Here is a 26,042-nt window from a genome sequence, read left to right on the forward strand (position 1 = left end):
CTTTCGCAGTGCGTGCGCCTGCTGGCGGCGGCGCCACGGAGACCGCGTCACCGGCCTGCATCCTGATCAGCTGCCCAGCGCACTCGTGCGTGCGTCGACGAGATCGGTCACGTTCGCGTGTTCGTGGATCTCGATGGTCGAGGTCATCGGAGCGACCTCGCCCAGGCTGGAACCGTCGATGTCCACTCCGGTGTAGATGGCCGTGATGAACAACGCCTGCTCGACGTGGGCGGTACTGAAAGTCGCCATGCCGGCGGTCTGCGTCTCGGCTGCCTTCTCGAGAGATGAAGGGGCAGTCATCGTGTTTCCTTTCGTCCTGACGTCACCGTGCGGTACGGGCACGCCGCGGACGTTAGGACGTGTACCGGCCGGGATTCATCCAGCAATATGCGGATCGCCGGTTCTGCCGCCACCGCGCCGCGATTCCCGAGCGCCTGCACTTTTCCGTGCCCGCCCGGGGAGATCACCGCGGGGACCGCTACGCTTTTTCCACCATCGTTTTCATGAAGGAGTAGCACCGAAGTGACTGAGCGCACGCTGGTTCTGGTCAAGCCCGATGGCGTCAAGCGGGGCCTGGTCGGTGAGGTCATCTCGCGCATCGAGCGCAAGGGTCTGTCGCTCGCCGCGATGGACCTGCGCACCGTCGAGCGTTCCGTGGCCGAGGAGCACTACGCAGAGCACAAGGACAAGCCGTTCTTCGGTGAGCTCGTCGACTTCATCACCTCGGGTCCGCTCGTGGCGATGACCGTCGAGGGCCCGCGCGCGATCGCGGCCTTCCGTCAGCTGGCAGGCGGAACCGACCCCGTGGAGAAGGCGACGCCGGGCACGATCCGCGGCGATTTCGCCCTCGAGGTGCAGTTCAACTTGGTGCACGGTTCCGACTCCCCGGAATCGGCCGAGCGCGAGCTGAAGCTCTGGTTCGGCAACAGCTGAACATTTCTCCGCCGGTGGCCGCCCTTTCGTTCGCGAAGGGCGGCCACCGTGCGTCGTGAGTGGGCCGGTGCGCTCGCGTCAGCGTCGGAAACGGTGCCGGTGGCGCTGCGCTGAGGGCGCGCGCTGCGTCGAAAGTCGTCGTTTCCTGTCGGTGGGTTGTGGCAATGTTCTGCGGGTGAACGTTCGGCGGGTGAGCGGCGAGACGGCGGCCCCGATGGTGGAGGCCAAGGCACTAGTCAAGCGCTTCGGCGAGTTCGAGGCGGTACGCGGGATCGACGTGCACGTCGAACGGGGCGAGGCGTTCGGTTTCCTGGGCCCCAACGGGGCGGGCAAGTCGTCGACGATGCGGATGATCGCGTCGACCTCGCCGCGATCCGACGGCGACCTGCGCGTGCTGGGCATGGACCCGGACGTCGACGGTCCGCGGATCCGCGCCCGCCTGGGTTCGGTGCCGCAACAGGACAACCTCGACACCGAACTGACCGTCCGGCAGAACCTGCAGATCTACGGCCGGTACTTCGGCCTTTCCCGCGCGCACGTGCGGCGCAAGGCGGCCGAGCTGATGGAGTTCGCCCAGCTCACCGACCGGGCCGACGCCGAGGTCGACGCGCTCTCCGGCGGGATGAAACGGCGGCTCACGATCGCCAGGTCGCTGGTGAACGATCCCGACCTGCTGTTGCTCGACGAACCCACCACCGGGCTCGACCCGCAGGCCCGGCACATGCTGTGGGACCGGCTGTTCCGCCTGAAAGCGGGCGGCGTCACGCTGATCATCACCAGTCACTACATGGACGAGGTGGAGCAGCTGTGCGACCGGCTCGTCGTCATGGACGGCGGGCACATCGTCGCCGAGGGTTCGCCCGCCGACCTCATCGCGCGGTACTCGACGCGTGAAGTGCTCGAGCTGCGCTTTCCGCCGGGCGAGCAGAACGGCATGGGCGAGGCCGTGGCCGCCTTCGGCGAGCGGGTCGAACAGCTGCCCGACCGCGTGCTGCTCTACACCGCCGACGGCGAGCACGCACTCGCGGGCGTGCACGGTCAGGGCGTGCGGCCGGTGTCGAGCCTCGTGCGGCGCAGCACCCTCGAGGACGTGTTCCTCCGCCTGACCGGCCGGACGCTGGTGGACTGATGGCCGGCGCAGCACACACCGCGCACATGAACCCGGACGTGGCCCCGGAGTCGAGGGCGACCGGCCGGGTGCTGAGCTCGTGGCGGGCGGCCTGGTTGCGGGTCGAGGCGCACTGGACCTGGTATCGGCGCTACTGGCGGTCGAGCCTGTACTCGTCCGGTCTGCAGCCGGTGCTGTTCCTCGCCGCGATGGGCCTCGGATTCGGGTCGCAGGTCGAGGCGGGCCCGGCGACCGGTGGGCACGCGTACGTCCACTACGTGGCGCCCGCGCTGTTGGTGGCCGGAGCCGTGCAGAACGCGATCGGCGAGTCCAGTTATCCGGTGCTGTCCGGGTTCAAATGGCAGCAGGACTACCACGCGGTGACCGCGACGCCCGTGACCGCGGGTCAGCTGCTCGGCGGGCAGATCATCTGGTTGACCCTGCGCGTGGGCATCGCGTGCGTGGTGTACCTGCTCGTCGCCGCGTTGTTCGGCGCGTGGCTCGACCTCGGCGCGCTGCTCGTCGTCCCGGTGGGGCTGCTGGCCGCCGTGGCATGCGGCGTACCGATCATGGCCGTGGCCGCGACGACCTACAACGAGGGCGGCCGATTCACGGCGATCTTCCGGTTCCTCGTCATGCCGATGATCCTGTTCTCGGGCACGTTCTTCCCGATCGAGCAGCTGCCTGCCGCGGTGCGCTGGCTGGCGTGGATCTCCCCGGTGTGGCACGGCACCGAACTGGCCAGGGGCGCCACCTTCGGCGGACTCGGCCTGCTGCCCGCGGCGGGACACCTCGCCTTCCTCGGGACGTTGCTCGGCGTGAGCGCACTCGCCGCGCGGCGGTACTTCTACCGGCGACTGGTGGTGTGAGCCATGACGATCGCACCGTCGGAGCAGACCCGCCCGCCGCGCCGCGGCGTGTTGCTGCGCATCCTGCCGCCGTCCGTCTACACCGGACGCGCGCGAGCGCTGCTCGAACGTTCGACGCTGGTGTATTCGCGCGCGTGGCTGGTGTTTCTGTCCGGGATCGTCGAACCGCTGCTGTACCTGCTCGCGTTCCAGGTCGGGTTCGGCGCGCTCGTCGACGAGGTGACCGGGCCGGGCGGAGAGCCGATGAGCTACGTCGCGTTCGTCGCCCCGGCGCTGCTCGCCGCGTCGGCGATGAACGGCGCCGTGTTCGACTCGACGTTCAACGTGTTCTTTAAGTTCCGCTACAACAAGACCTACGACGCGATGCTGGCCACGCCGCTCGGGCCGCTCGACATCGCGCTCGGCGAGATCGGCTGGGCCGTGGTGCGCGGCGGGCTGTACGCGCTGGCCTTCCTCGGCGTGATGGCCGGCTTCGGGCTGGCCACCTCACCGTGGGCGCTGTTGCTCGTGCCGGTGGCACTGCTGGTGTCGTTCGCGTTCGCCGCCGTGGGGATGGTGTGCGCGACGTTCCTGAAATCGCCTGCCCAGTTCGACTTCGTGCAGCTCGCCGTGATGCCGATGTTCCTGCTGTCCACCACCTTCTATCCGTTGACCGTGTACCCGGAGCCGCTGCAGTACGTCGTGCAGTGCCTGCCGCTGTACCACGGCATCGAACTCACGCGTGGGCTGTCGGTCGGCGTCCTGGACGTCAGCATGATCGGCCACGTCGTCTACCTGCTGGTGCTCGCGGCCGCCGGGGCCTACCTCACGGCGAAACGGCTCGCCGGGCTGCTCCTGCGCTGATCATTCGGCGCCCAGTTCGCCCGAGAGCCGGCCGTGCCGGGCCGAGGAGTCCTCGTTCAGCCCGACGATGCGTACCGTCGCGCCGTGTGCCGCGTATTTGGTCTCGATCGCGTCCAGTGCCGCGACCGACGAGGCGTCCCAGACGTGGGCACGGGACAGGTCGATCACCACCTCGCGTGCACCGTCGCTGTAGTCGAACTGCGTGACCAGGTCGTTGGACGAGGCGAAGAACAGTTCGCCGGTCACCCGGTACACGCGCTGCCCGTCGTCGTCGGAGGCATCGAGCCGTTCGACCGTCGTCAGGTGTGCCACGCGGCGGGCGAACAGCACGAACGCGGTCAGCACCCCGGCGACGACGCCGATGGCGAGGTTGTCGGTCGCCACCGTCAGCACCACCGTCACGAGCATGACCGAGGTCTCCGACTTCGGCATGCGCCGCAGCGTCGAGAGCCGGACCGAGTGCCAGTCGAACGTGCCGACCGAGACCATGATCATGACGGCGACCAACGCGGCCATGGGCATGATCGCGACGACGTCGCCGAGGCTGACCACGAGAATCAGCAGGAACACACCCGCCAGGAAGGTCGAGATCCGGGTACGGGAGCCCGACTCCTTCACGTTGATCATCGTCTGGCCGATCATGGCGCAGCCGCCCATGCCGCCGAAGAATCCCGTGACGATGTTGGCCGCTCCCTGGCCCCAGGCCTCGCGGGACTTGTCGGAGTGGGTGTCGGTGATGTCGTCGACGAGCTTGGCCGTCATCAGCGACTCGAGCAGGCCTACCAACGCCATGGCCACGGCGTACGGGGCGACGATCTGCAGGGTCTCCAGCGTCCACGGCACGTCGGGGATCAGCAGGGACGGCAACGAGCTGGGCAGTTCGCCCTCGTCGCCGACCGTCGGCACGCTGATGCCGGTCAGCACGACCGCGCCGGTCAGCAGCACGATCGCGACGAGCGGGGCGGGAACGGCCTTGGTCAGTTTCGGCCACCCCACGATGACCGCGATGCCGACGGCCACGAGCGGGTAGACCAGCCACGGGACGTCGATGAGATGCGGCACCTGCGACAGGAAGATCAGGATGGCGAGGGCGTTGACGAATCCGACCATCACCGAACGCGGGATGAACCGCATGAGTTTGGCGACGCCGAGCAGTCCGAGGACGATCTGAATGAGGCCACCCAGGATGACGGTCGCGAGCAGATAGTCGACGCCGTACTCCCGCACGACTGGTGCCACGACGAGGGCGACCGCTCCCGTCGCCGCCGAGATCATCGCCGGCCTGCCGCCGAGGAACGCGATCGTGACGGCCATGGTGAAGCTGGCGAACAGGCCGATGCGCGGGTCCACGCCGGCGATGATCGAGAAGGCGATCGCCTCGGGAATCAGGGCCAGTGCCACGACGAGCCCGCCGAGCACCTCGGTTTTCATCCTGCGCGGATCACGCAGCGCGGCCGTCCACGAGTGGGAGCGGTCGGCGTCGGGCGCACCGGTCACGGGTCGGGGTTCGGGTGCGGGATCGGGAATCTGCAGCTCGTCGGACACGAGCGGCAAACCTACCGTTACGTGAGGGTTGCGTTGTCGCGGGTCGCGGCGAACGTGCCGCGGGGCACAGGTGCGCGCGGGCCGGTGCTGCGGGGAGGCGACCCCGGAGGGTGGGGATAATGCGCCGTGATGAGTGAGCACACCGAGGTGTCCACGATGCACATCGGCGCGGTGGCCGAACGGACGGGCCTGTCGTTGCGCACGTTGCGGCATTGGGACGAGGTCGGCCTCGTGCAGCCGTCCGGGCGTTCGGACGGCGGTTTCCGGCTGTACACCGAGGACGACGTCGAACGCATCCTCCTGGTGCGCCGTATGAAGCCGCTCGGTTTCACGCTCGCGGAGATGGGCGAACTGCTCGAGGTGGCCGACCGCATCGCAGGCGGGGCGGCCGATGCGGCAGCGCGGTCACGGCTGGCCGAACTGCTGGCCTCGGCACAGCAGCGGCGAGCCGAACTGGCGGGCAAGCTCGACATGGCCGACGAGTTCATCGCGAAGCTGCGCGCGCTGACCGCGTGATCGCCGGGCGCCGCCGGGTCGCGCTCAGTGCTGTCCGCCGAGGCGCACGAGCAGGCGGTGCACGGCGTGTGCAGCGTGGGCGCCCACCAGGCCGCGGCCGTGGAAGGCGTTGTCCTCGGCCGGCCCGGTGCAGGTGCCGGTCTCACGGGCGTCGGCGGGACAGTCGATCGGCTGCGCCTGGCGCAGCAGCATGCGCCGCAAGGCGGCGGGGGAGCGGTCCTCGGACCGGTCGGCCGCCAGGACGGCGGCGGCACTCGCCACGTGCGGGGCCGCCATCGACGTGCCGCACAACCGGTCGTATCCGCCGGGCACCGTGGACAGCACACAGTCGCCGTCCGAACCTCCCGGCGCCGCGAGGTCGATGACGCCGCGTCCGTACGAGCTGTAGTCGGCCTTCGTGCCGTGCCGGTCGACGGCCGACACGGTGAGCGTCTCCTGCAGCGCGGCGGGCACCGCCACGCACGCGCGGGCGAGGTCGGACCGGCCCTCGTCCCACCCGCCATCGTCATTGCCGTCGCCGGCGTGGTGCAGGTCGCTGTGGGGGAGCGGTGACAGGTCGAGTCCGTCGTTGGTGGCGGCCGCGACGTTGAGGGTGCCCGAACGGTCGGCGAACTCGACGGCTCGCGCGACCGCTTCGTGGACGACCTTCCTGCCCTCGCTCGCGGCGCAGGCGACGCCGGAGGGCGCCACGGTGAAGCTGGCGTTGGTCACGTCGATGCCGTTGTGTGCCGCCCAGAGGTAGCCGCAGACCGCGGCCTCCGGCGTGACGTAGCCGTCGTCGTCGACGACCCGCACCGAGGCCAGACGCGTGCCCGGGGCGGCACCGGTGACGCCGCGTCCGTCGTCGGCCGCGCCCACGATCCCGGCCACGTGCGTGCCGTGCGTCGCGGCCGTGCTCGACTCGGCCGGTCCCGGCGACCAGGCCGACGGACGCCGGTCGGGGACGCCGGTCAGACAGCCTGCGGACGCGTCGGGGTCGATCGCGTCGGCCAGGTCGGGATGGCCCGCGTCGATGCCGGAGTCGAGGACGCCGACCGTCACGTCGTCCAGTCCGGCCGGTTCCACGGGCGTCAGGCGGGCGCCGGTGAGCTGCATGTCCCACTGCTCGCCACTGAAGTCGCCGGTGCGGTCGTCGGTGGCCCCCTCGGCCGTGGCCGAGGGGGCTTCGGCCGTGGAGCCGTGGGCACGTTCGTAGCGGGCGCGCTGTGCGCTGAACGCGCGGTCGGTGCCCACGACTCGGTCGAAATCCGGGTCGGCCGACGTCGCGATCGCCACCGCGATGTCGTCGTAGTACTCGGTGAGTGCACCGCAGGCCGAGCGGACGACCCGGTCGGCGTCGGATGGGGAAGTGCCCTCGTCGAACAGCACGACATGGCGCCACGCCCGGGAATCGGTGTGACAGGTCTCACCGCCCTGCGCTCGGGCTGGTGCCGTCGCGGCGAGATGGCCGGTGAGCACGAGCATCGCGCAGGCGAGCAGTACGTTCGCGCGCCCGAGCACTGGACCTCCGTGGATGTCGTCGCGATGACCGCTCCGCAGGTGCTGCCACGTATCGCCCGCGACTGCCCCATGACGCACCGTAGCCAGCACGGGATGCCAGGGACAACCATCGCTCACCACCCGGGTGACCGGGGAGGACGCCGCGGGGAAGGCCGCGCTCCGCGGTGCGTCTCGCGTTGTGTGGGATACTGGTTTCGGCCGTCGAGCCGTCGTCGCCGGGTTACCACCGGCGAGCGGACGGGCGACGGCCCGGTGACGTGCCGATTCCGGATCCTCGTCGTCGCCGCGGGCACGCGCCATGTGCCTGGCGGCTGGGACGACGCGGATCCCGGAAGACTGTGTCGACGTCGACGGCTCGGGAGGCACCGAGATGTCGCGAGCACCGGCGGCCGCGTCGCCGCGGGACCCCGCCACGCCGGGCAGGTCGGAAGATCCGGCGCCCACGTGGCACGAGTGACAAAGGATTCCCGCCCGTGGTGAGCCCACCACGGCGGTCAACAGGAACGGCCCCTGTGCGGCCGCGTCCTGTGTGCCGGTACCGGCAGCGAGGTGACCGATCTCGCCCGGACGGACGCAGGCGCGCCCGGGGGCGGAGGAGACATATGTCGAACGCGGAGACACCCGCCGAGAACACCGGCGGGACTGCCGCCACACCCATCGCACGCGCACTGCAGGAGCTGCCCAACCGGGTGCGGGTTCACGCACTGGCCAAGCTCCTCGGATCCAGCAGCCGAGAGGTGCTCGGCATGCTGTCCGAGCTCGGCGAGACCGCGCGGAGCCCCCAGTCCAGTGTGACCAGGGACGTGGCGGTCAAGGTCGCGGAGACGGCGGGGGCCGTGCCGCCCGCCGACCCGCAGGACGGCGCCGCCGAGAGCGGTGCCGCGGCTGAGCAGGCTCCCGCCGAGCAGGCCCCGGCCGAGCAGGCCGAGGCGAGCGCGGAGACGACCACCGCAGCGGCGGACGCGGGAGCCGGGTCCGCGGAGTCGGCCGAGTCAGCCGAGTCAGCCCGGTCCGTGGAGGCCACCGAGTCGGGGGCCTCGGACTCCGGCCGTGCGGGTGCGCCCGCGGCCGTGCTGTCCGCGCCCGCACAGCCCGACCAGCCGTCCCTGCCCGCCGCGGGGCCGGCCGCCCACACGCCGGTGTTCGCGGCGCCGTCGCCGGTGTTCCTGCCCCCGGATCCGGTCGAGACCCCCGCACCCGAATCGGGCGTGGCGGAATCCGACGCGAACGAATCGGATGCCTCCGACGAGAGCGGTGACCAGGACGGTACGTCCGACGGCTCCGCCGACCAGTCCGGAGACGGCGAGGGCGGTCGTCGCCGTCGCCGCAGGGGCAGGCGTGGACGTGGCCGTGGCAAGGGCGGTGACGACAACGCCGACACCAACGCCGACGGCACCACCGACAACGCCGAGGGCACCGACCGCGGCGACACCGGCGAGTCCGCCGACGACAAGACCGCGGGCGGCAAGGGCTCGGGCAAGAAGAGCCAGGCCGAGAGCGCGGACAAGGACGGCAAGGGCGGTGCCGGTAAGGACGGTGCCGGTAAGGACGGTAAAGACGCCGCCACCTCCGACAAGGACGGCAAGGACACCCCGGGTTCGGGCGATTCCGAGGCCGATTCCGGCGAGGCCGGCACCGATGCCGACGGCGACCAGGACCAGGGTGAGCAGTCCGAGTCCGGCAGCAAGCGCCGTCGCCGCCGCCGTAGGCGCAAGGGCGGCAGCGGCGACGACGCCGACGGCCAGTCGCAGGACGACCCGCCCAACACGGTGGTCCACGTCCGCGACGGCAAGCAGAACGACAAGGGCGACAAGGGCGACGGCGTCCGCAGCGTCCGTGGCTCGACGCGGCTCGAGGCCAAGCGTCAGCGGCGCAGGGATGGCCGCGAGGCAGGGCGCAGGCGCGCCCCGATCCTGTCCGAGTCCGAGTTCCTCGCCCGGCGTGAGTCCGTCGAGCGCACGATGGTGGTGCGCGAACGCGGTGGCTCCACGCAGATCGGGGTGCTCGAGGACGGCGTGCTCTGCGAGCACTTCGTCACCTCGCAGGGCAGCGGGTCCATCGTCGGCAACGTCTACCTCGGCCGGGTCCAGAACGTGCTGCCGTCCATGGAGGCGGCGTTCATCGACATCGGCCGCGGACGCAACGCGGTGCTCTACGCGGGCGAGGTCGACTGGGACGCGGCCGGCCTCGAAGGCAAGGCCAGGAAGATCGAGCAGGCGCTGACCAGCGGCGACCAGGTCCTCGTGCAGGTCACGAAGGACCCGATCGGGCACAAGGGCGCGCGGCTGACCACCCAGATCTCCCTGCCGGGCCGGTTCCTCGTGTACGTGCCCTCCGGCGGCGCGACCGGTATCTCCCGCAAGCTGCCCGAGAACGAACGGCGCAGGCTCAAGGACATCCTCAAACGGATCGTCCCGGAGGACGCGGGCGTGATCATCCGCACCGCCTCCGAGGGCATCAGCGAGGAAGAGCTCGACCGGGACGTCCGCAGGCTGCAGGCGCAGTGGGAGGTCATCAAGGAGAAGTCGGAGGCCGCCTCGTCGGGGTCCGGCAAGAAGTCCGGAGCCCCCACCCTCCTGTACGAGGAGCCGGACCTGCTGGTGAAGGTCGTGCGCGACCTGTTCACCGAGGACTTCGTCAAGCTCGAGGTCCAGGGCGACACGGCGTGGGAGACGATCAGCGCGTACGTGCAGCACGTCGCGCCCGACCTCATGGACCGGGTCAAGCGCTACGTCGGCAACGGCGACGTCTTCACCGAACACCGCATCGACGAGCAGATCACCAAGGCCCTCGACCGGAAGGTGTGGCTGCCCTCGGGCGGCTACCTGGTGATCGACCGCACCGAGGCGATGACCGTCATCGACGTCAACACCGGCAAGTTCACCGGCTCCGGCGGCAACCTCGAGGAGACGGTCACCCGCAACAACCTGGAGTCGGCCGAGGAGATCGTCCGCCAGCTCCGGCTGCGCGACATCGGCGGCATCATCGTCATCGACTTCATCGACATGGTGCTGGAGTCGAACCGCGAACTGGTGCTGCGCAGGCTCACCGAATGCCTCGGCAGGGACCGGACGCGGCACCAGGTCGCCGAGGTCACCTCGCTCGGCCTGGTGCAGATGACACGCAAGCGGGTCGGCACCGGCCTGCTCGAGGCGTACTCGTCGACGTGCGAGCACTGCAAGGGCCGCGGCGTCCTCGTCTCCACCGAACCGCACAAGAACGGTGGCCACCAGCACGGCGGCAACGGCGGCGGCAATGGTGGCAACGGCGGCGGTGGCGGCAATGGCGGCGGTGGCGGCCGCAAGCGCGGCGGCCGCGGCAAGGGCGGCGACCAGTCCGACCAGGGCAAGCAGGCCGAGCAGGGGCCGACGCCGGAGCAGCGCGAGTCGGTCGTCTCGGCGGTCCAGGCGATGGCGAACGCCTCGAAGGTCTCCAAGCACGACGAACCGGCCGACGACACCGCCAAGGGCGGCCGGGGCGCCGACGTCCCGGAGGGCTCGGACTCGTCGAAGGCGGACACCGCGACGGAGTCCGCCGCCTCGCAGGGCGAGGACACCACGCCCGAGCAGCAGGCCACCGAGCAGCAGGACGAGGGCGGACGAGGCCGGAAGCGGCGCGGTCGTCGAGGTGGCCAGCGGGCTCAGGCCCCGGCCACCGGCTCCGAGGCCGAATCCCCGGAGGCAGCGACCCCGCAGACTCCGGCCACCGAGACTCAAGCCACGGAGACTCAAGCCACGGAGACTCAAGCTATCGAGACTGGGGCCACCGAGACTGCGGCTACCGAGACCCACGCGGCCCCGGAGGCCGCCGCGGAGCCGGTGAACACCTCGCAGGCCACCACGGTCACCACGGCCGAGTCCTCCGAGATCTCCGAGTCCGCCGAGGCGGCGTCGCCGGAGCTCGCCCAGGAGGCGGAATCCCGGCGGGAGGAGCCGTCGCAGCAGGGCGAACAGGCAGCGCCGCAGGCGCCCGAGAGCGCTCCCGCGTCCGCGGAGCGGCAGGAAGCGCCGGAACCGGCTCCGCGCAGGGGTCGTCGCACGGCGCGTCGTGCCGCCGGCAGGCCCACCGGACCCGCCGAACCGGTCGGCGGGGTCGAAGTCCAGACGGTGATGACCAGTAGCATGACCACCGAGAGCAAAACCCCTCAGACCAACGGGACGCCCGACTCGGGCGGCCCGGACACCGCGGAGGCGGGTGCGGCGCAGGCCGCGACCGTGTCGGCGGTGCGAAGCAGGACCCGGCGTTCCCGCAGGGCGGCAGGCCGCCCCGCAGGTCCGCCGGTCGATGAACAGAGCAGCTGATCGTGACCCCGGTGCTCTCCTGGGCACCGGGATCCCGTAAGCTGGAGCGCGGCCTGCTGTTGGAGCGGGCCGCTCCGCGCGAACCGCGGATCGCCCAGGGCGGTGTGACAGCCCCGTGCGATGCGCTCGCGTGAGCCCCCACCCACAGTCGAGCAATGCAGGAGACTTCCGTGTCGGCGTATGCAGTCGTCCAGACCGGCGGCAAGCAGTACAAGGTCGCCGTTGGTGACGTCGTCGAGGTCGAGAAGCTCGAGGGCGAGCCGGGCACCGAGCACACCTTCCCCGTCGTGCTTCACGTCGACGGCGGCGAGGTCACGTCGGACGCCGACGCGCTGGCGAAGGTCTCGGTCACCGGCAAGGTCGTCGAGCAGACCAAGGGTCCGAAGATCCGGATCCACAAGTTCAAGAACAAGACCGGCTACCACAAGCGGCAGGGTCACCGTCAGAAGCTGACCCGCATTGAGGTCACCGGAATCAGCAAGTAAGGCTGTTGCCTTTTCCCAGAGGAGAGTGAGCTCAGATGGCACACAAGAAGGGTGCTTCCAGCTCCCGCAACGGCCGTGACTCCAACCCGAAGTACCTCGGTGTGAAGCGGTTCGGCGGTCAGGTCGTGAAGTCCGGCGAGATCCTGATCCGGCAGCGCGGCACCAAGTTCCACCCGGGCGACAACGTCGGCCGTGGCGGTGACGACACGCTGTTCGCTCTGGCCCCGGGCGCGGTCGAGTTCGGCGTGAAGCGTGGCCGCAAGATGGTCAACGTGGTTCCGGTCGAGGGCTGAGCGGCCCGACCAGCACCACCAGTAACTCCGACGAGGGGCGGGGCCGGAACATATCCGGTCCCGCCCCTCGTTTGTCGTAGTACGGCGTCGTGCGCCGTAGGCATCATCGGTACAGGAAGGCACACCATGACAACCCGATTCGTCGACCGGGCGGTGATCCATCTCGCCGCGGGTTCCGGCGGCAATGGCTGTGCCTCCGTGCACCGGGAGAAGTTCAAGCCGCTCGGCGGACCCGACGGCGGCAACGGCGGTCAGGGCGGCGACGTCCTCCTCGTCGTCGACCCCGGCGTGCACACCCTTCTCGACTTTCACTTCCGCCCGCACGCCCGTGCGGGTAACGGCAAACAGGGCCAGGGCGGCAACCGCAACGGCGCCGCGGGCGAATCCCTCGAACTGCGCGTCCCCGAAGGCACCGTCGTGCTCACCGAGGACGGCGAGGTGCTGGCCGACCTCGTCGGTGCGGGCACGACGTTCGTCGCCGCGAAAGGCGGACGCGGCGGTCTGGGCAACGCCGCTCTCGCCTCCCGCGCACGCAAGGCCCCCGGCTTCGCACTGCTCGGGGAGGAAGGCGAGGAGCGGGACCTCGTCCTCGAACTGCGTTCGATGGCCGACGTCGGCCTCCTCGGCTTCCCCTCGGCGGGCAAGTCCTCGCTGATCTCCGTGCTGTCGGCCGCCAAACCCAAGATCGCCGACTACCCGTTCACCACCCTCGTGCCGAACCTCGGTGTGGTCACCGCGGGCGAGACCGTGTTCACCATGGCCGACGTCCCCGGCCTCATCCCGGGTGCGAGCGCGGGCAAGGGGCTGGGCCTCGACTTCCTGCGGCACATCGAACGGTGCGCGGTGCTCGTGCACGTCATCGACTGCGCCACCTACGAGGCAGGCCGCGACCCGCTGTCCGACCTGGACGCGCTCGAGGACGAACTCGCCCGCTACACCCCGGCCCTCGGTGACTCCATGGAGGACCGTCCGCGGGTCGTCGTGCTCAACAAGGTCGACGTGCCCGACGCCGCCGAGCTCGCCGAATTCGTGCGTCCCGACCTGGAGGCGCGGGGCATGCGCGTGTTCGAGATCTCGACCGTGTCGCGGCAGGGCCTGCGCGAACTGACCTACGCCCTCGGCGACATTGTGGAGCAGACCCGAGCCCAGCGGCCCGCCGCCGAACCCACCAAGATCGTCCTCGCGCCGCCTGCGGTCGACGACAGCGGTTTCTCCATCGAACCCGATCCCGCCGACCCGGAAGGGTACGTCGTGCGCGGACCGCGCCCGGAGCGTTGGGTGCGGCAGACCGACTTCAGCAACGACGAGGCCGTCGGGTACCTCGGCGACCGCCTCAACCGCCTCGGGGTGGAAGAGGAACTCGCGCGCATGGGCGCGGAACCGGGCTGCCGGGTGACGATCGGCGACTACACGTTCGACTGGGAACCGTCGACGCCGGGAGCCGTGACGCACCTGGCGGGCCGCGGCTCCGACCCACGCCTCGAACAGAACCACCGGGTGTCGGCAGCCGAGCGCAAGCAGGCGCGGCGTGAGCGGCGCAGCGAGCGCTGGGCCGGCGGCGGTTCGGCCGCCGACATGACCGACGACGAGACGGACGAGACGGAAGAGCGGTGAGCACGACCGTGGGCACGGCGGCGGTGGGGCGGCTGTGAGCGAGGTACGCGATGCGATCTCCAAGGCGAAACGGGTCGTGGTCAAGGTCGGTTCGTCGTCGCTGACCACGGCGGGAGACGGGCTCGACACGGCCAGGCTGAACGCGCTCGTCGACGCCGTCGCAGGCCGTGTCGGCCGCGGCTGCCAGGTCGTGCTCGTCTCGTCCGGTGCCATCGGTGCGGGGCTGGCGCCGCTGTCGCTCGACGGGCGCCCCCGTGATCTCGCCACCCAGCAGGCGGCGGCGAGTGTCGGGCAGCTCGCACTCGCTCATGCCTACGCGGCCTCGTTCGCCAGGTACGACCTCACCGTGGGGCAGGTATTGCTCACCTCGAACGACGTCGTCCGCCGTGCGCACTACCGCAACGCCGAGCGCACGTTCGCCAGGCTGCTGGCGCTCGACGCCGTACCCGTCGTCAACGAGAACGACACGGTGGCCACCGAGGAGATCCGCTTCGGTGACAACGACCGGCTCGCCGCGTTGGTGGCCCACCTCGTCCAGGCCGATGCGCTGATTCTGTTGTCCGATGTGGATGCGTTGTACGACGGAGATCCCCGCGCGGGCGGCACGCGCAAGATCGGCGAGGTGGCCGGCGAGTCCGATCTGGACGGACTGAAGGTCGGGATGTCGAGTTCGGGGTTGGGCACCGGCGGGATGATGTCGAAGGTCGCCGCCGCGCGGACGGCCGCGTCGAGCGGAATCCCGGCACTCATCGCCGCTGCGGCGGAAGCGGCCGACGCCCTCGGCGAGGCCGAGGTCGGCACCGTGTTCCGCCCGGCGGGCAAACGGCTGTCGGCGCGCCGGTTCTGGCTCGGCTACGCGGCCGGCACCCAGGGCAGGCTCTACCTGGACGACGGAGCGGTCGCCGCGGTCGTACGACGGCGACGCTCGCTGCTGGCCGCCGGGATCGTCGGTGTGGACGGCGATTTCGACGCCGGTGACGTGGTCGATCTCGTCGACCCGGCGCAGCGCGTCGTGGCCAGGGGAGTGGTGGCCTACGACGTCGGGGAACTGCCGGACATGATCGGCCGCTCGACCCACGAACTGCCCGACGACCACCGCCGTGAGGTCGTGCACGCCGACGACCTGGTGCCGCTCGGCCGAGGCTGAGCGGGCGCGGTGATCGACGTCCGCGCCGCGGCGGGAATCGGGGTGGGGGCGAGCCGTCAGCGCAGTTCGGTCCCGCGGGTCTCCGGCAGGCGCAGGATCACCAGGAACGCGATCGCAGCGCCGACGGCGACGTACCAGAAGAACGCGACGGACGCGCCCGCGTCCGACAGGGCCGTGATCACCAGCGGCGCCGTGCCGCCGAAGACCGCGACCGTCAGGTTGTACCAGGCGCCGATCCCGAGTGCCCGCACCGATGTGGGGAACAGTTCGCTCATGATCGCCGGCGCGATCGACGTCATCGCGGTGTAGAGCGCCAGGCCCACACCGAAGACCACGAGCAGCCCCCAGAACCCGGGACGAACCAGGCTCGACAACGGGACGATGAGGATCGCCGTCGCCGCCGACCAGGCGAGCAGTTGGGGCTTGCGGCCGAACCGGTCGGCCAGCGCGCCCATGGGGTATTGCAGGAGTACGAACAGAGCCGTCGCGATCGACAACGCGAGGAACACGTCCACGTCGTCGGCGCCCCGCGTGTTCACCGCGAACGGTGTGAGGGCGCTGAAGAACGTGTAGTAGCAGAGCGTCGAGAGCATGCTGAAGCCGACGAGGTACCCGACGGCCTTCGGATACTCGCGCAGCGTCGTCAACAGCGGACGGCGGACGCGGCGAGCGGTCGACTTGTTGTCCTCGAACTGGTCGGTCTCCGCGAGGTTGGAGCGCAGCCACAACGCTACGAGCCCCAGCACACCGCCCAGCAGGAAGGGCAGGCGCCAGCCCCAGTCGTAGAGCTGCTCCTCGCTCATGACGCGGGCCAGCGTGAACCCGAGCAGGGAGGCGAGCAGCACCGCCGTGCCCGTGGAGATGTAGAAGAACGACGAGTACCGGCCGCGGCGCGCGGCGGGGGCGATCTCGCCGAGGTAGGCCGAGGCGTTGGACACCTCGCCGCCCAGGGACATGCCCTGCGCGACGCGCGCGACCAGCAGCAGGATCGGGGCGAGCCAGCCGACCTGCTCGAACGTGGGCAGCACTCCGATGAGGATCGAGCCGCCCGCCATGAGCAGGATCGTGAAGATCATGGCGGGTTTGCGACCGCGCACATCGGCGAGTCGTCCGATCAGCATCCCGCCGAGCGGACGGAAGAAGAACGCCAGCGCGTAGGTGGCGAACGTGTTGATCGTGGCGAGCTCGCCCGGGAAGAACGCGCTGGCGAAGTAGATGCTGAACGTCGCGTAGATGGTCCAGTCGAACCACTCCAGCGCGTTGCCGGCGCTGGCTGCCACCAGCCGGCGTACCGGCAGCCGGTGTGGTGTCGCCACGTGCGTTTCCGCCTCGGCCATGTCGATCCTCCACATCCGCGTGGCATCGCACAGGCGCCCGGTGCGGGCGCCGGGCACGGGAACTGTGCCACAGGCGCGGCGAGGGTGGAAGGCCGTTCACAGTGCGGGATCCTCGGGCGGTGCCGGCTCGCCCGTGGCGGCTCAACTGGTGGAGGCCAGCGCGAACGGCAGTACGGCGTCGGCGCCCGATCGGCGCAGAAGCCTGCCCGCGACGGTCATCGTCCACCCGGTGTCGACGAGGTCGTCGACCAGCAGCACCGGACCGTCCACCTCGCCCACGGCCGCCTGCACGTCGGCGGGCACCTGAATCCGGTGCCACAGGTCGGCGAGGCGCAACGCGCTGTTGGCCCGCCGGGGCGCGGGACCCTCCGTCTCCATCGAGCCCAGCAGACGGAGTCTGCCGGTCGCGGCGAGCCTGCTCGCGAGGTCCTGCACGAGACGCGGCCGCCGTTGGGAGCCCATGGCGACGACGCCGACCGGACGCTGCGCCCAGTCCCAGGACGCCAGCACCTCGATGCAGGCGGTGAACAGGTCGTCGGGGGCCGGCCCGTCCGGTGCTTCGGGACCGAGCAGATCCCGTAACCGGCCGCCCCACGCCAGATCGGTCAGCCTGCCGACGACCCGCCCCTGCTCGATTTGTTCCCCGGCGGCGATCCGCCCGGACAGGGGGACGTCGAGTGCGGCCAGCCCGGTGGGCCACTGCTTTCTCGGGGCGAGTTCGACCCCGGGCTCGGCGAGGGTCTGCGCGGTCTCGGTGGCGACCTCCGCGGCGACGTCGGCCTGCCAGTACCGCCCGGTGCAGTTGTCGCACCGCCCGCACGGCCCGGCCTCGGGATCGTCCAGCTGGGCGCGCAGGAACTCCATGCGGCACGACCGGGTCGCGGCGTAGTCCAGCATGGCCTGTTGCTCGGCCTCACGGGCGATGCGCACCCGCTCGTAACGTTCGGCGTCGTAACTCCACGGCCGCCCGGTGCCGACCCATCCGCCTTTCACGCGCTGGACGGCGCCGTCCACGTCGAGCACCTTCAGCACCATCTCGAGTCTCGACCGCGAGAGTTCCACCCGCGGTTCGATCGCGGCGGTCGACAGTGGACGGTCGGCGTCGGCGAGCGCGTCGAGTACCTGCGCGACGCGCGTCTCGTCCGGAAAGGCCAGCGAGCCGAAGTAGTCCCAGATCGCGCGGTCCTGCGGTCCGGGCAGCAACACGACCTCGGCGCGCTCGACACCGCGGCCAGCGCGGCCGACCTGTTGGTAGTAGGCGATCGGGGAGGACGGTGCGCCCAGGTGGACGACGAATCCGAGGTCGGGCTTGTCGAACCCCATGCCGAGCGCCGAGGTGGCGATCACGGCTTTGACGCGGTTGGCGAGCAGGTCGTCCTCGATGGCTTGGCGCTCGGTGGGATCGGTCTTGCCGGTGTAGGCGGCCACGTCGTAGCCGCGGCGGGTCAGCAGGGTCGCCGCGTCGTGGGCCGCGGCGACCGTGAGTGTGTAGACGATGCCCGAACCGGGCAGATCGGCCAGGTGCTCGACGAGCCAGGCCAGTCGTGCCGCTTCGGTGGGCTGTTGGACGACCGCCAGCCGGAGGCTCTCCCTGTCGAGCGGGCCGCGCAGCACGAGCGTGCCGGTCTGCCTGCCGATGCCCAGCTGGTCCGCGACGTCGGTGACCACCCGGTCGTTGGCCGTCGCGGTCGTGGCGAGTACGGGCACGCCGTCGGGCAGTTCCGCGAGCAGGGTCCGCAGCCGCCGGTAGTCGGGGCGGAAGTCGTGGCCCCAGTCCGAGATGCAGTGGGCCTCGTCGACCACGAGCAGTCCGGCGGCCGCCGCGAGCTTGGGCAGCACCGTGTCGCGGAAGTCGGGGTTGTTCAGGCGTTCGGGGCTGACGAGCAGCACGTCGACGTCCCCGGCGGCCACGGCCGACTGCACCTCGTCCCACTCCTGCTGGTTGGCCGAGTTCATCGTGGCCGCGCGGATGCCGGCGCGGGAGGCCGCCGCGATCTGGTTGCGCATCAGCGCCAGCAGCGGCGAGATGATCACGGTCGGTCCGGCGCCCTGCTCTCGCAGGAGCGCCGTGGCCAGGAAGTACACGGCCGACTTCCCCCAGCCCGTGCGTTGCACGACGAGCGCGCGCCGCTTCTCGGCGACGAGGGCCTCGATCGCCGTCCACTGGTCGTCGCGCAGGCTCGCGTGGTCCCCGGCGAGGGCGCGGAGGAGGGTTGCCGCGCGGTCACGAAGTTCGGTGCTCACGGCTCCAGCTCTACACGTCCCGACCGACAGTGCGCGCGCCGGCGGGCGGATTCGCCGCGCGAACGGTCCACTCGCGCCAGAATGTGTCCCACGTCACCCACAGGTGGCGTCATGGGGCACCGTCGGCGCGGTCTCCTCCGTGGCCGGGACGGGGAGCCGGCCGCGCGTGGTGCGTCCCCCAGATCGCCACGCGCACCCCGCGCCGTGCGGGTCGACCCCGCAGGGGAGGGCCGACCCGCACGGCGCGGATCAGGGAGCCGGGCGGGCGCGTCCGGATGGTCGGATAAGGTAGGCAGCCATGTCGTCGCGCCGCATTGGGGTGATGGGGGGAACCTTCGACCCCGTGCACCACGGTCACCTCGTCGCAGCCAGCGAGGTCCAGGCCAGGTTCGAACTCGACGAGGTTGTCTTCGTCCCCACCGGGCAGCCCTGGCAGAAGGCCGATCGCGTCGTCACCCCCGCCGAGGACCGGTACCTGATGACGGTGATCGCCACCGCCTCCAATCCGGTGTTCTCGGTGAGCCGGGTCGACATCGATCGAGGGGGGCAGACCTACACCGTCGACACGTTGCGCGACCTGCGCGTGCAGTACCCCGACGACGACCTGTTCTTCATCACCGGAGCCGACGCCCTCCAGCAGATCCTCACCTGGCGCGCGGCCGACGAGGTCTTCGCCAACGCGCACTTCATCGGTGTCACGCGGCCCGGCTACAAACTCGACGACGACCACCTGCCGCCCGGCAAGGCCAGCCTCGTGGAGGTCACGGCCATGGCGATCTCCTCGACCGCCCTGCGCGAGCGGGTCGGGGCGGGTGAACCGGTCTGGTATCTCGTGCCCGACGGCGTCGTCCGCTACATCCACAAGCGCGGGCTGTATCGCACGGATCACGTCTGATCGGGCGGAGTCGGCGGGCACGTCGGCCCCTCCGGGTACCCTGCATCCGGCGTACGTACGAATTCCGGAGGGCACCACCGTGGCAGCGACGGCCGAAGCACGAGACCTCGCGAACGTGGCCGCGCACGCGGCCGCGGACAAGAAGGCGACCGACATCGTCGTGCTCGACGTCTCGGAACAGCTCGTCATCACCGACGCCTTCGTCATCGCCTCCGCGCCCAACGAACGGCAGGTCGGCGCGATCGTCGACAACGTCGAGGAGAAGCTGCGCAAGGCCGGGCACAAGCCGGTGCGCAGGGAGGGCACGCGCGAGGGCCGGTGGGTGCTGCTCGACTTCGTCGACGTCGTGGTCCACGTGCAGCACGACGAGGAGCGTTCGTTCTACGGGCTCGAACGGCTCTGGAAGGACTGCCCGCGGATCGACGTCGAGGGACTGGACGAGGCGGTGGCGCGCGCCGCTGAGGACACGGACGCCTCGTGAGCGTCGAGCGCATCGTCCTGTGGCGGCACGGGGAGACCGACTACAACGCCGCCGGCCGCATGCAGGGACACCTCGATTCCGCGTTGACCGAGGTCGGATGGAACCAGGCGCGATTCGCCGCGCCCGCGCTCGCGCGGTTCGAGCCGGAACTGGTGATCGCCTCCGACCTGCGCCGCGCCACCGACACCGCCACCGTGCTCACCGAGGCGATCGGCGTTCCGCTGCGGCTCGACAAGCGTCTGCGGGAGACCCACCTCGGCGAGTGGCAGGGCATGACCGGCCCCGAGGTCGACGCGCAGGCACCTGGTGAACGCGAACGGTGGCGGCAGGACGCGACGTGGGCTCCGCCCGGCGGAGAGTCCCGCATCGACGTGGCCGAACGTGCCGCGGAGGTCGTCGGCGACCTGCTGCGCGACGAGTACGACTACGGCACCGTGCTCCTGGCCGCCCACGGTGGACTGATCCTGGCGCTCACCGCCCACCTGGTCGACCTCCCGGTCGCGTTGTGGCCCTCGCTCGGCGGGATCGGAAACTGCCACTGGGTCGACCTGCGGTGGCGCGACGGCCGGTGGCGGCTCCACGCCTACAACGCGGGTATCACCGGCTGAGGTGGCCATGGCCGAACCGGCATCGATACCGCGGGTTCTGGTGCTCGGCGATTCGCTGAGCTTCCACGGCCCGAACAGCGGCCATCCGTCCGACGAGCCACGCCTGTGGCCGAACGTCTGTGCCCGCGAGCTCGGCGGGGAGGCGGTGTTGTTCGCCGGCTTCGGGTGGACCGCACGGGACGCCTGGTGGGCCTTGATCGGCGACCCGCGCCTGTGGGCCGAGCTGCACCTGGCCGATGTGGTCGTCCTTGCGGTGGGAAGCATGGACACCCTTCCGTCCCCGTTGCCGACGTACCTGCGTACCGGCCTGCGATACCTGCGACCCGACGGGCTGCGCCGTGTCGCCCGCAACGGCTATCGCGCGGTCCAACCGCTCTTGGCGCGCGTGACGCGTGGCCGCCCCGCCGTCCTACCGGCGCGGCTCACCGAGCGGTATCTCGACACGTCCGTCGGCGCGCTGCGCGTGCTGCGGCCCGAGCTTCCCGTCTTCGGGTGGCTTCCGTCGGTGCACCGGTCGGCGTCCTACGGCCGGGTGCACACCGAACGGGCCGTGACCCATGCGCGGCTGGCGGCGTGGGCCGCGCGCACCGACGTGCCGATGCTGGACCTGCCGTCGGTGATCTCCGAGCATGTGCTCGGCGGACATGGCAATCCCGACGGGATGCACTGGGGTTGGGACGGGCACGCTGCGGTGGGTCGCGCGATGGCCGAACGGATCGCACCGTTGTTGGGCGGCGCGGCGCCGTCGTCGGTCGCGCAGCAGGGCGGCTCGGGAACGTAAGGTGGCCCACGTGCCGGTCGCCGTCGTCACCGATACCACAGCCCACCTCCCCGAAGGGTTCGCCGAGAGGCTCGGCATCCGCGTCGTCCCGCTGCACGTCCTGGTCGACGGGGCGCCCGCTCCGGCTGGGGCGGAGTTCGGCCCCGAGGAACTGGCCGATGCGTTGGCGCACAAGCGGATCGTCACCACGTCGCGGCCGACACCGGCGGAGTTCGCTGCCACGTTTCGCGCCGCGCTTGACGAGGGCGCCGAGGCCGTGGTGTCCGTGCACCTGTCGAAGCGGTTGTCCGGCACCTGGGAGGCGGCGGTGCTGGCGGCGCAGGAGGTCGGTGCCGAACGTGTCCGGGTGGTCGATTCCCGAACCACCGCGATGGGTCTCGGCTTCGCCGTGATCCACGCCGCGGTGGCTGCCCGGGACGGCGCAGACGCGGTGGCCGTCGAGGAGGCTGCCACGGCTTCCGCGCTGCGGTCCCGCACGCTGTTCATGGTGGAGACGCTCGAACATCTGCGGCGTGGCGGCCGCATCGGGCACGCGGCGGCGTTGCTGGGCACGGCACTGATGGTCAAGCCGGTGCTGCACATGGCCGACGGCGAGATCACGCCGCTCGAGAAGGTGCGGACGACCGGCAGAGCGATGGCCAGGCTCGTGCAGCTCGCCGAGGACGCGGCGCGCGGGGAACGCGACGTCGAGGTCGCCGTGCATCATCTCGCTGCTCCCGACCGCGCGGCCGAACTGGCCACGCGGCTCGACGAGCGCCTTCCCACCTCGCGCGGCTGTGTGGTCACGGAGTTGGGTGCGGTGATCGGCGCTCATACCGGACCGGGCGTACTCGGCGTCGTCGTCCAGCGGCCGGTTCCGTCGGTCTGAGCGGGACGGTGGTGTGGGGCGCGGCATCGTAGCCGACCCCACCGACGACGAGGGCCGGCGCGGCGCGGGTTGTCCACAACGGGCCACTCATCCACAGAACGCGGAACTCCCACTGTCACACCCGGAAGCCATTTCCTAGCGTCGATCGCGTGTTCGAGCAGATGACGCAGAATCAAGGACGCGGGCCCGGGCGCCGAGATGCCGGGCAGACGGCGACCCATCGGCGGCTCGCCGGTGTCGTCGACGAGATGCCGGGCCCGGACGACTCGGCAGACGATGTTCCGACACAGGCAGGAAGTGGAGACACTCCGGCTGAGGGCGCAGGCGCCGACGGTGGGACAGCGGGGCGATGGGTCGAACGCTGGCTCCCGCCGGGATCCGCGCGTAGGCCGCTACGTCCGCGCCTCGTCGTGGGTGCGGCGGTGGGCGTCGTCGTCGCACTCGGCATCGTTTTGGCCGTCGTGTTGGGACGTCCGTCGGGTGAGGAACCACCGCCGCTTCCGGTCGCGCACGAGAAGCCGGCGACATCGGCCTCGCCGAGTGCGGCCGATACGACACCGGCGGATTCGGCGGAGGCAGACGGTTCGGAGCAGAGCGAGAAGGATGGGCCGCAACGCCTCGTGGTGAGTGTGGTCGGCAAGGTTCGTGATCCGGGGCTGGTGCAGGTGCGGGCGGGCGCCCGGGTGGCGGACGCGATCGAGGCCGCAGGCGGAGCGCGCGGCAACGCCGATCTGATGTCGGTCAATCTCGCGCGGAAACTCGTCGACGGGGAACAGCTCTACGTCGGCGTTCCCGTACCGCCCGGCGTGGATTCCGGCACGCCGTCCGCGGACGAGGACGGTGAGGCCGGTGGCGACGAGCCGATCGAGCTCAACTCCGCGGACGCCGACGAGCTCGAGTCGCTGTCGGGTGTCGGCGAGGTGACGGCGCAACGGATCCTCGACTGGCGCACGGACAACGGCGGGTTCACGGCCGTGGAGGAACTTCGCGAGATCGACGGCATCGGCGCCAAGCGGTTCGAAGAGCTTCGTGATCAGGTGACCGTCGAGTGACGGTCGTCCGGTTCGGGTCCGGTGCCGACGTGCGTGCCGCCGCCCAGGACGGGAGCCGGGGTCAGGCGGGACGGGATCTGCGTCTCGTGCCGGCGGCACTCGTGGTGTGGGCCGGCGCGCTCGTCGGGCTGCTGTGTGGCTGGCCGGTCGCGGCATGTGTGGGTGCGGCGGCCGTGGCCGGTGGAGTGCTGCTGTGGCTCCGTGCACATCGGCACCGATCTCGGGCGGTCCACGCGGCCGTCGCGCTCGTCGGCTGCGGGGTTCTCGTGGCCGGGCCGTTGACCGCCCGTCTGCACGGCGTGGAGCACGACCCCGTGCGCAGCGCCGCGGAGGACGGCGCGATCGCTGAACTCCGGGTGGAACTGCGGGAACGGCCCCGCCTCCTTCGCAGTGATTCGGGCGGCGGTCTCGGCGACGGTACGGCACAGGGCGATCGCCGGTCGGTGCTGGTTCCGGTCGAGGTCGTCTCGGCGCGGGTCGGCACCGGTGACGACGCCGAGGCCGTCCACACCACCGGCCGGATGCTCCTGATCGGCCCCGCCGAAGGCTGGGAGCACCTGCTTCCCGGGCAGAGGACGAATGCCGTGGCCTCCTTGGCGGCTGCGCGGCCCGGCGAGCTGACCGTGGCCGTGGGATTCGTGCGTGGTCCGCCGGAAGGGACGAGCGAAGCATCCTGGTGGCAACGCAGCGCCGCCATGCTCCGAGAAGGACTGCGGAGTGCGGCCGGTGTCCTCGGTGAGGACGAGGCCGGCCTGTTGCCGGGGATCGTCGTCGGGGACACGAGCGGCCAGTCCGAGCGGGTCAGACAGGAGTTCCTGGATTCGGGCCTGTCGCATCTCACGGCCGTGAGCGGCACCCATGTGGGCATCGTCTGTGGAGCCGTGCTGTTGCTGGCGCGTGTACTGCGGTTCGGACCGACGGTGTCGGCTTCCGTCGCCGGCGTGGTGCTCGTCGGCTTCGTGGTTCTGGTCGGCTACCAACCGAGCGTGCTGCGTGCCGGGGTCATGGGGACGTTGTCGCTGGCGGCACTCGTGCTGGGACGGCGGCGTTCCGCGGTACCCGCGCTGTCGGTGGCGGTGGGTGGTCTGGTGCTTTACGACCCGGCCATGGCGACGAGCATGGCCTTCACGCTGTCGGTCGTGTCCACCGCCGGTCTCGTGTTCCTGGCATCGAGGTGGGCGGCCACCCTCGGCGGGCGCCGATTGCCACCAGGAGCTGCTGAAGCGGTGGCGGTGCCCGTGGCGGCGTTCGTCGTGACCGTCCCGGTACTCGGAGGCATGGTCGGTGAGATCAGCCTTGTGTCGGTCGTGGCCAACCTGCTCGCGACGCCCGTCGTGGCGCCGGTGATGGTGCTCGGCGTACTCGCGACCGTCGTCGCGCCGCTGTCACCGGACGTGGCCGAGCTTCTCGTGCACGTCGCCGGTCCGGGGGTGAGCTGGCTGGTCTGGGTCGCCCGAGAGTCGGCGGCCGTGCCGGGTGCCGTACTGGCGTGGCCGCCGGGTTGGTGGGGAGGTCTGCTCGCCGCCGTGATCATGGTGGCGGTTCTCGTGGCCTTCCGGCACCGGCTCGCACGCACCGCGGTCGTCGTGGCACTCGTGATGGTGCTCGTCGTGCTCACCGGCGTGCACGTCGTCGTGCCTGGGTGGCCGCCGGGCCGGTGGTCGGTCGTGGCGTGCGATGTCGGCCAAGGCGACGGACTGGTACTGGCCACCGGACAGCCCGGACGCGCCGTCGTCGTCGACACCGGGCAGGAGCCCGGCGCACTCGACCGATGCCTGAACCGGCTGGGTGTCGACCGAGTGCCGCTGGTGGTCGTCAGCCACCTTCACGCCGACCACTTCGGCGGGCTGCAGGGGGTGTTCGAGGGCCGGTCGGTCGGCGCGATCGCCGTAGGACAGGGCAGAACGCCGTCGTGGGCGTGGCAGGCCGTGGTGAACGAGGCACGTTCCCGGCAGGTACGTCTGGTCGAGCTGTCCGCGGGCGACACCGTGAGCTGGGACGCGCTGACGCTCGACGTGCTGGGACCGCACTACACGGCACCCGCGGCCCGGCAGGAGACCGGCGAGGAGACCGAGGACAGCGAGTCGAGCGAGGACGGCACCGCGATCAACAACGCGTCCCTTGTCCTGCGTGCCTCGACACCCGCGGGGCGAATCCTGCTGACCGGCGACATCGAGGTCGCGGCGCAGGGCGACCTGCTCGCCCGTGGAGTCGACGTGCGCGCCGAGATCCTCAAGGTGCCGCACCACGGCAGCAGACACACCCGCCGGGAGTTCCTCACCGCCGTGCGGGCCCGGGTCGCGCTCGTGAGCGTGGGCGCCGACAACTCGCACGGCCACCCGAACGGCGAGATCGTGCGCACCCTGCGGGGCAGTGGAGCGCTCATCGCGCGGACCGACGAAGGAGGTGACATCGCGGTCGTCCCCGGCGACACCGAGGACGCCCCGGTCGTGGTCCGCCGAGGCCAGGACAACCGCCGGGAAACCTGACCGCGTGGCTTCGCGACCACGCCGCGCGTGCCGACGACGCCGTGCTTGCCGACAATGCACGCTTCCCGACACGACCGCGGTTGCCGACCAGAGCGCGATCGCAGCGGACGGTGCCGATGTCATAAATTCCGCG

General features: G+C 70.9%; 22 protein-coding genes. 17 read left to right on the plus strand and 5 right to left on the minus strand.

The genetic code is table 11. The features are described 5' to 3' along the window. Positions 1 to 66: 66 nt before the first annotated feature. Positions 67 to 300, minus strand: a complete 234-nt coding sequence (locus tag IF64_RS0113440) for a hypothetical protein (RefSeq protein WP_030532434.1) — start codon at positions 298 to 300, stop codon at positions 67 to 69. A gap of 222 nt (positions 301 to 522) precedes the next feature. On the opposite strand from IF64_RS0113440, the gene ndk reads away from it, so the two are divergent. The 4 genes from ndk to IF64_RS0113465 all read left to right on the plus strand — a co-directional run bounded on the left by ndk (position 523) and on the right by IF64_RS0113465 (position 3,753). Further along, on the plus strand, positions 523 to 933 hold the full coding sequence (gene ndk / locus IF64_RS0113450; protein WP_030532435.1) for a nucleoside-diphosphate kinase: 411 nt from the start codon (positions 523 to 525) through the stop codon (positions 931 to 933). Between the two features lie 214 nt (positions 934 to 1,147). After that, entirely contained in the window at positions 1,148 to 2,062 is a 915-nt protein-coding gene (locus IF64_RS0113455) for an ABC transporter ATP-binding protein (RefSeq protein ID WP_030532436.1), read from the plus strand. Next, positions 2,062 to 2,910: an ABC transporter permease gene (locus tag IF64_RS0113460; RefSeq protein ID WP_425468414.1), complete on the plus strand. Its 849-nt coding sequence runs from the start codon at positions 2,062 to 2,064 to the stop codon at positions 2,908 to 2,910. The genes IF64_RS0113455 and IF64_RS0113460 overlap by 1 nt, the downstream gene beginning before the upstream one ends. Before the next feature lie 3 nt (positions 2,911 to 2,913). Continuing rightward, positions 2,914 to 3,753 (plus strand): ABC transporter permease, encoded by an 840-nt coding sequence (locus IF64_RS0113465; protein WP_030532438.1) that lies wholly within the window; start codon positions 2,914 to 2,916, stop codon positions 3,751 to 3,753. Here IF64_RS0113465 and IF64_RS0113470 read toward each other — a convergent pair whose 3' ends face one another. Next, complete coding sequence (locus tag IF64_RS0113470; protein WP_211252577.1) at positions 3,754 to 5,184, minus strand: SulP family inorganic anion transporter; 1,431 nt, start codon at positions 5,182 to 5,184, stop codon at positions 3,754 to 3,756. Positions 5,185 to 5,427: 243 nt separating this feature from the next. Here IF64_RS0113470 and IF64_RS0113475 point away from each other — a divergent pair, with 243 nt between their 5' ends. After that, complete coding sequence (locus IF64_RS0113475; RefSeq protein ID WP_030532440.1) at positions 5,428 to 5,814, plus strand: MerR family transcriptional regulator; 387 nt, start codon at positions 5,428 to 5,430, stop codon at positions 5,812 to 5,814. A gap of 24 nt (positions 5,815 to 5,838) precedes the next feature. Here the strand turns inward: IF64_RS0113475 and IF64_RS0113480 are convergent, their stop codons facing one another. Next, positions 5,839 to 7,314: a S8 family peptidase gene (locus tag IF64_RS0113480; RefSeq protein WP_051757832.1), complete on the minus strand. Its 1,476-nt coding sequence runs from the start codon at positions 7,312 to 7,314 to the stop codon at positions 5,839 to 5,841. Between the two features lie 602 nt (positions 7,315 to 7,916). Here IF64_RS0113480 and IF64_RS0113485 point away from each other — a divergent pair. The 5 genes from IF64_RS0113485 (at position 7,917) to proB (ending at position 15,154) form a co-directional block, all read left to right on the plus strand. Then, the gene (locus tag IF64_RS0113485; RefSeq protein WP_036876573.1) at positions 7,917 to 11,615 is read left to right on the plus strand and encodes a translation initiation factor IF-2 N-terminal domain-containing protein; all 3,699 of its coding nucleotides are present in this window, start codon (positions 7,917 to 7,919) and stop codon (positions 11,613 to 11,615) included. Between the two features lie 170 nt (positions 11,616 to 11,785). Continuing rightward, the gene (gene rplU / locus IF64_RS0113490; RefSeq protein WP_030532443.1) at positions 11,786 to 12,100 is read left to right on the plus strand and encodes a 50S ribosomal protein L21; all 315 of its coding nucleotides are present in this window, start codon (positions 11,786 to 11,788) and stop codon (positions 12,098 to 12,100) included. 35 nt (positions 12,101 to 12,135) lie between these two features. Continuing rightward, positions 12,136 to 12,393, plus strand: a complete 258-nt coding sequence (rpmA, locus tag IF64_RS0113495; RefSeq protein WP_030532444.1) for a 50S ribosomal protein L27 — start codon at positions 12,136 to 12,138, stop codon at positions 12,391 to 12,393. Positions 12,394 to 12,519: 126 nt separating this feature from the next. Next, positions 12,520 to 14,007 (plus strand): GTPase ObgE, encoded by a 1,488-nt coding sequence (obgE, locus tag IF64_RS0113500; protein ID WP_084705845.1) that lies wholly within the window; start codon positions 12,520 to 12,522, stop codon positions 14,005 to 14,007. Between the two features lie 34 nt (positions 14,008 to 14,041). Continuing rightward, positions 14,042 to 15,154, plus strand: coding sequence for a glutamate 5-kinase (proB, locus tag IF64_RS0113505; protein ID WP_030532446.1), 1,113 nt, complete (start codon positions 14,042 to 14,044; stop codon positions 15,152 to 15,154). A gap of 56 nt (positions 15,155 to 15,210) precedes the next feature. On the opposite strand, the gene IF64_RS0113510 is transcribed toward proB, so the two are convergent. After that, positions 15,211 to 16,491, minus strand: a complete 1,281-nt coding sequence (locus tag IF64_RS0113510) for an MFS transporter (protein WP_030532447.1) — start codon at positions 16,489 to 16,491, stop codon at positions 15,211 to 15,213. 141 nt (positions 16,492 to 16,632) lie between these two features. Continuing rightward, complete coding sequence (locus tag IF64_RS0113515) at positions 16,633 to 18,735, minus strand: RecQ family ATP-dependent DNA helicase (RefSeq protein WP_030532448.1); 2,103 nt, start codon at positions 18,733 to 18,735, stop codon at positions 16,633 to 16,635. A 298-nt stretch (positions 18,736 to 19,033) separates the two neighbouring features. Between IF64_RS0113515 and nadD the strand changes: the two genes are divergently transcribed. From nadD to IF64_RS0113550, 7 genes are all read left to right on the plus strand, one after another. Continuing rightward, positions 19,034 to 19,630 (plus strand): nicotinate-nucleotide adenylyltransferase, encoded by a 597-nt coding sequence (gene nadD, locus IF64_RS0113520; RefSeq protein ID WP_084705846.1) that lies wholly within the window; start codon positions 19,034 to 19,036, stop codon positions 19,628 to 19,630. Between the two features lie 79 nt (positions 19,631 to 19,709). Beyond that, positions 19,710 to 20,111, plus strand: a complete 402-nt coding sequence (gene rsfS, locus IF64_RS0113525; protein WP_030532450.1) for a ribosome silencing factor — start codon at positions 19,710 to 19,712, stop codon at positions 20,109 to 20,111. Beyond that, entirely contained in the window at positions 20,108 to 20,719 is a 612-nt protein-coding gene (locus IF64_RS0113530) for a histidine phosphatase family protein (protein WP_030532451.1), read from the plus strand. Before rsfS ends, IF64_RS0113530 begins: the two co-directional genes overlap by 4 nt. A gap of 7 nt (positions 20,720 to 20,726) precedes the next feature. Next, positions 20,727 to 21,500 carry a diglucosylglycerate octanoyltransferase gene (gene octT / locus IF64_RS0113535; protein ID WP_030532452.1) on the plus strand — a complete coding sequence of 258 codons (774 nt, stop codon included), beginning with the start codon at positions 20,727 to 20,729 and terminating at the stop codon, positions 21,498 to 21,500. Between the two features lie 10 nt (positions 21,501 to 21,510). Further along, positions 21,511 to 22,368, plus strand: a complete 858-nt coding sequence (locus IF64_RS0113540; RefSeq protein WP_030532453.1) for a DegV family protein — start codon at positions 21,511 to 21,513, stop codon at positions 22,366 to 22,368. Positions 22,369 to 22,790: 422 nt separating this feature from the next. After that, entirely contained in the window at positions 22,791 to 23,420 is a 630-nt protein-coding gene (locus IF64_RS0113545; protein ID WP_246134673.1) for a ComEA family DNA-binding protein, read from the plus strand. A 29-nt stretch (positions 23,421 to 23,449) separates the two neighbouring features. Then, positions 23,450 to 25,909 carry a ComEC/Rec2 family competence protein gene (locus tag IF64_RS0113550; RefSeq protein WP_030532455.1) on the plus strand — a complete coding sequence of 820 codons (2,460 nt, stop codon included), beginning with the start codon at positions 23,450 to 23,452 and terminating at the stop codon, positions 25,907 to 25,909. The last annotated feature ends 133 nt before the right edge of the window (positions 25,910 to 26,042 follow it).

The organism is Prauserella rugosa (assembly GCF_000719975.1).
Lineage (GTDB): Bacteria > Actinomycetota > Actinomycetes > Mycobacteriales > Pseudonocardiaceae > Prauserella > Prauserella rugosa.

What these genes read in the sequence shown, in the direction of transcription:
- IF64_RS0113440 (WP_030532434.1), bottom strand. Translation starts at nt 300, where the DNA reads ATGACTGCCCCTTCATCTCTCGAGAAGGCAGCCGAGACGCAGACCGCC.
- IF64_RS0113455 (WP_030532436.1), top strand. Translation starts at nt 1,148, where the DNA reads ATGGTGGAGGCCAAGGCACTAGTCAAGCGCTTCGGCGAGTTCGAGGCG.
- IF64_RS0113460 (WP_425468414.1), top strand. Translation starts at nt 2,062, where the DNA reads ATGGCCGGCGCAGCACACACCGCGCACATGAACCCGGACGTGGCCCCG.
- IF64_RS0113465 (WP_030532438.1), top strand. Translation starts at nt 2,914, where the DNA reads ATGACGATCGCACCGTCGGAGCAGACCCGCCCGCCGCGCCGCGGCGTG.
- IF64_RS0113470 (WP_211252577.1), bottom strand. Translation starts at nt 5,184, where the DNA reads ATGAAAACCGAGGTGCTCGGCGGGCTCGTCGTGGCACTGGCCCTGATT.
- IF64_RS0113475 (WP_030532440.1), top strand. Translation starts at nt 5,428, where the DNA reads ATGAGTGAGCACACCGAGGTGTCCACGATGCACATCGGCGCGGTGGCC.
- IF64_RS0113485 (WP_036876573.1), top strand. Translation starts at nt 7,917, where the DNA reads ATGTCGAACGCGGAGACACCCGCCGAGAACACCGGCGGGACTGCCGCC.
- rpmA (WP_030532444.1), top strand. Translation starts at nt 12,136, where the DNA reads ATGGCACACAAGAAGGGTGCTTCCAGCTCCCGCAACGGCCGTGACTCC.
- obgE (WP_084705845.1), top strand. Translation starts at nt 12,520, where the DNA reads ATGACAACCCGATTCGTCGACCGGGCGGTGATCCATCTCGCCGCGGGT.
- IF64_RS0113510 (WP_030532447.1), bottom strand. Translation starts at nt 16,491, where the DNA reads ATGGCCGAGGCGGAAACGCACGTGGCGACACCACACCGGCTGCCGGTA.
- nadD (WP_084705846.1), top strand. Translation starts at nt 19,034, where the DNA reads ATGTCGTCGCGCCGCATTGGGGTGATGGGGGGAACCTTCGACCCCGTG.
- octT (WP_030532452.1), top strand. Translation starts at nt 20,727, where the DNA reads ATGGCCGAACCGGCATCGATACCGCGGGTTCTGGTGCTCGGCGATTCG.